The 3871-nt window shown below is 69.4% G+C and carries 4 protein-coding genes; all 4 read left to right on the top strand.

Annotated features, from left to right (window positions below; translation table 11 throughout):
- Positions 1-1801, top strand: a 1801-nt coding sequence (locus tag FRW57_RS18675; protein WP_338055384.1) for an acetolactate synthase large subunit, incomplete at its 5' end; no start/stop codon positions are given.
- A 9-nt stretch (positions 1802-1810) separates the two neighbouring features.
- Complete coding sequence (ilvN, locus tag FRW57_RS18670; RefSeq protein ID WP_137123185.1) at positions 1811-2323, top strand: acetolactate synthase small subunit; 513 nt, start codon at positions 1811-1813, stop codon at positions 2321-2323.
- Between the two features lie 81 nt (positions 2324-2404).
- Positions 2405-3433, top strand: a complete 1029-nt coding sequence (gene ilvC / locus FRW57_RS18665; protein WP_274381640.1) for a ketol-acid reductoisomerase — start codon at positions 2405-2407, stop codon at positions 3431-3433.
- A 105-nt stretch (positions 3434-3538) separates the two neighbouring features.
- The coding region (locus FRW57_RS18660; protein ID WP_152186723.1) for a hypothetical protein at positions 3539-3871 on the top strand (333 nt) is incomplete at its 3' end.

The following is a 3871-nucleotide window of genomic DNA, read 5'->3' as shown; positions in this document are numbered from 1 at the left end:
CGCTGCGCCGACCCCCGCCGACCTGGCAGCACGGCCCGCCCTGCGCGCGGCCCAGCCGGTCACGGGAGCCCAGAGCCTGGTCCAGGCGCTCGAGGCGGTCGGGGTCGACACGGTCTTCGGGATCCCCGGTGGGGCCATCCTGCCGGCCTACGACCCGCTGCTGGACTCGACCAAGGTCCGGCACGTGCTCGTCCGTCACGAGCAGGGTGCCGGGCACGCCGCCGAGGGCTACGCGTCGGCGACCGGCAGGGTGGGAGTCTGCATGGCGACCAGCGGACCGGGCGCCACCAACCTGGTCACCCCGCTGGCGAACGCCTACATGGACTCGGTCCCGATCGTCGCCATCACCGGCCAGGTCAATTCGCGGTCGATCGGCACGGATGCCTTCCAGGAAGCGGACATCCGGGGCATCAGCATGCCGATCACCAAGCACAACTACCTGGTGACGCGGGCGGACGACATCCCGAGGGTGATCGCCGAGGCCTTCCACATCGCCTCGACCGGCCGCCCCGGGCCGGTGCTGGTCGACATCGCCAAGGACGCGCTCCAGGCGCAGACGACCTTCGACTGGCCGCCCAAGGTCGCGCTGCCTGGATACCACCCGGGGACTCGCCCGCACGCCAAGCAGATTCGGGAAGCGGCCCGCCTGATCCGCGAGTCCAGGCGGCCGGTGTTCTACGTCGGCGGCGGCGTGATCCGCGCGGGTGCGAGCGCCAAGCTGCGGGAGCTGGTCGAGCTGACCCAGATCCCGGTGGTGACCACGCTGATGGCCCGCGGTGCGGTGTCCGACAGCCATCCGCTGCACCTCGGCATGCCGGGGATGCACGGCAGCGTCGCCGCGGTGACCGCCCTGCAGAAGTCGGATCTGCTGATCACCCTCGGCGCGCGGTTCGACGACCGGGTCACCGGTGTGTTGTCCACCTTCGCGCCGGACGCCGCGGTCATCCACGCCGACATCGACCCGGCGGAGATCTCCAAGAACCGGGTGGCCGACGTGCCGATCGTCGGTGACGTCGACGAGGTGGTGGTCGAGCTCCTCGAGGCGTTGTCGGCGGAGACGGAGCCGCCGGTGGCCGAACGCGGTGCCGCGTGGCGCGCCCAGGTGCAGCAGTGGAAGGCCGACTTCCCCGTCGGCTACACCGCTCCGGAGGGCGACGGCGTGCCGCCGCAGTACGTCATCGAACGGCTCGGCGCGATCAGCGGACCCGACTCGACCTTCGTCTCCGGAGTCGGCCAGCACCAGATGTGGGCGGCGCAGTTCATCAGCTACGAACGGCCCAACAGCTGGATCAACTCCGGCGGCCTCGGGACGATGGGTTTCGCGGTGCCGGCGGCCATGGGCGCCAAGGCGGCCGAGCCGGACCGCACCGTCTGGGCGATCGACGGCGACGGCTGCTTCCAGATGACCAACCAGGAGCTCGCGACCTGCGTCATCAACGACATCCCGATCAAGGTCGCGATCATCAACAACTCCAGCCTGGGCATGGTCCGGCAGTGGCAGACGCTCTTCTACAACGAGCGCTACTCCAACACCGACCTGCACACGAGCGTCGGCCAGCGGGTGCCCGACTTCGTCAAGCTGGCCGAGGCCTACGGCTGCGTGGGGCTGCGGTGCGAGTCGGTCGAGGACGTCGACGCCACCATCAACCGGGCCATGGAGATCAACGACCGGCCGGTGGTGATCGACTTCGTGGTGGAGCGCGACGCGATGGTGTGGCCGATGGTGCCCGCCGGAGTGAGCAACGACCAGATCCAGATCGCGCGCGGCGGCACCCCCGTCTGGCATCGGGACGAGGAATAGGAGGACGGGATGAGCAAGCACACCCTGTCGGTGTTGGTCGAGAACAAGCCCGGTGTCCTGGCCCGGATCGCCGGACTCTTCTCGCGGCGTGGTTTCAACATCGACTCGCTCGCGGTCGGTCCGACCGAGATCGCCGAGATCTCGCGGATGACCGTGGCCGTCGACGTCGAGTCACTGGCCCTGGAGCAGCTCACCAAACAGCTCAACAAGCTGGTCGAGGTGATCAAGGTGGTCGAGCTCGAGCGGGACGCCTCGGTCCAGCGGGAGATCATCCTGATCAAGGTGCGGGCCGACGGACAGACCCGTTCGGCGGTGCTCGAGATCGTCGAGCTGTTCCGCGCCAAGGTGGTCGACGTCTCACCGGACGCCATCACGATCGAGGCGACCGGCACGGGCGACAAGCTGGAGGCGTTCCTGCGGATGCTCGAGCAGTATGGCGTCAAGGAGCTCGTGCAGTCGGGCATGGTCGCGATCGGGAGAGGACCGCGCTCGATCACCGACCGCGCGCTGCGGACCGCCTGACGGACGGCCGCGACACCAGCCAGGCACACGGCATACCGTGTGTGACCGACGAACACAACCCAACTCGAAGGAGTGGCCGACGTGGCCGAGATGTTCTACGACGACGATGCAGACCTTTCGCTGATCCAGGGGCGCCATGTCGCTGTGCTGGGCTACGGCAGCCAGGGGCACGCCCACGCACTGAGCCTGCGCGACTCGGGCGTCGACGTGCGGGTCGGGCTGCTCGAGGGCTCGAAGTCGCGGGCCAAGGCCGAGGCCGAGGGGCTCAAGGTCGTGACACCGGACGTGGCCTGCGCCGAGGCGGACCTGATCATGATCCTCGCGCCCGACCACGTGCAGCGGGCGCTCTACGCCGACGCGATCGAGCCCAACCTGAAGGAGGGCGACGCGCTCTTCTTCAGCCACGGCTTCAACATCCGCTACGACTACATCAACCCGCCCGCCGGCATCGACGTGGCGATGGTGGCCCCCAAGGGTCCGGGACACCTCGTGCGCCGCGAATACGTCGACGGCAGAGGCGTGCCCGTGCTGCTCGCCGTGGAGAAGGACGAGAGCGGCAAGGCCTGGGACCTGGCCAAGTCCTACGCCAAGGCGATCGGGGGCCTGCGTGCCGGTGGGATCAAGACGACCTTCACCGAGGAGACCGAGACCGACCTGTTCGGTGAGCAGTCCGTGCTCTGCGGTGGGGCTTCGCGGCTGGTGCAGACCGGGTTCGAGGTGCTCACCGAGGCCGGCTACCAGCCCGAGATCGCCTACTTCGAGTGCCTGCACGAGCTCAAGCTCATCGTCGACCTGATGTATGAGGGCGGCCTGGCCAAGCAGCGCTGGTCGATCTCCGACACCGCCGAGTTCGGTGACTACGTCTCCGGTCCGCGCGTCATCGACGAGCACGTCAAGAAGAACATGGAGGGCGTGCTCGCCGACATCAAGAGCGGCGCCTTCGCCGACCGGTTCATCAAGGACCAGGACGCGGGTGCTCCGGAGTTCAAGCGGCTGCGCGCCGAGGCCGAGGGACAGCCGATCGAGCAGACCGGCCGCAAGCTGCGCGAGCTGATGGGCTGGATCAAGACGGGCGACTCCGACTACACCGAGGGCACCGCCTCCCGCTGACCCGGAGGTCCGCGCCCGGACACGAAGTTGCTGGGGATCGGCGTCGTCGACGACGCCGGTCCCCAGCAACTTCTGCGCGGTGGCCGAGTCCCTAGACTCCGATCCGTGAAGTCGATCCCGCGCTCCTGGCTCTACCTGGGGGTGGCCCTCGTCGCCGGGCTGGTGCTCACCCGCGTCCGGGTCCGTCCGCTCAGCGTGCTCGGCGTGGTGCTGGTGGTGGGGGCGGCGCTCTACGCGGGCAACGTGCTGCTGCATCGAGCGCGACGAGGCGGGGGGATCGCGCCGCCGGCCTCGACCGCACGAGCGCTCGAACCGGCGCCACCGGGTCCCGGGCCCGCCCTCGACTCACCCATGGCGCGCACCTTCCTGCAGGAGCACACCCGGCGGCTCGCCCGCGTCGCAGCAGGCTGTCTCGGTCTCGCGGCCGTGCTGGGCGCC

It is taken from the genome of Segeticoccus rhizosphaerae (genome assembly GCF_009192725.1).
Lineage (GTDB): Bacteria > Actinomycetota > Actinomycetes > Actinomycetales > Dermatophilaceae > Segeticoccus > Segeticoccus rhizosphaerae.
The sequence above is the reverse complement of the archived record's forward strand: the minus strand, read 5'-3'. Positions and strand labels throughout refer to the sequence as shown.

Coding starts and splice junctions, on each gene's coding strand:
- ilvN (WP_137123185.1), top strand. CDS start 1,811: ATGAGCAAGCACACCCTGTCGGTGTTGGTCGAGAACAAGCCCGGTGTC.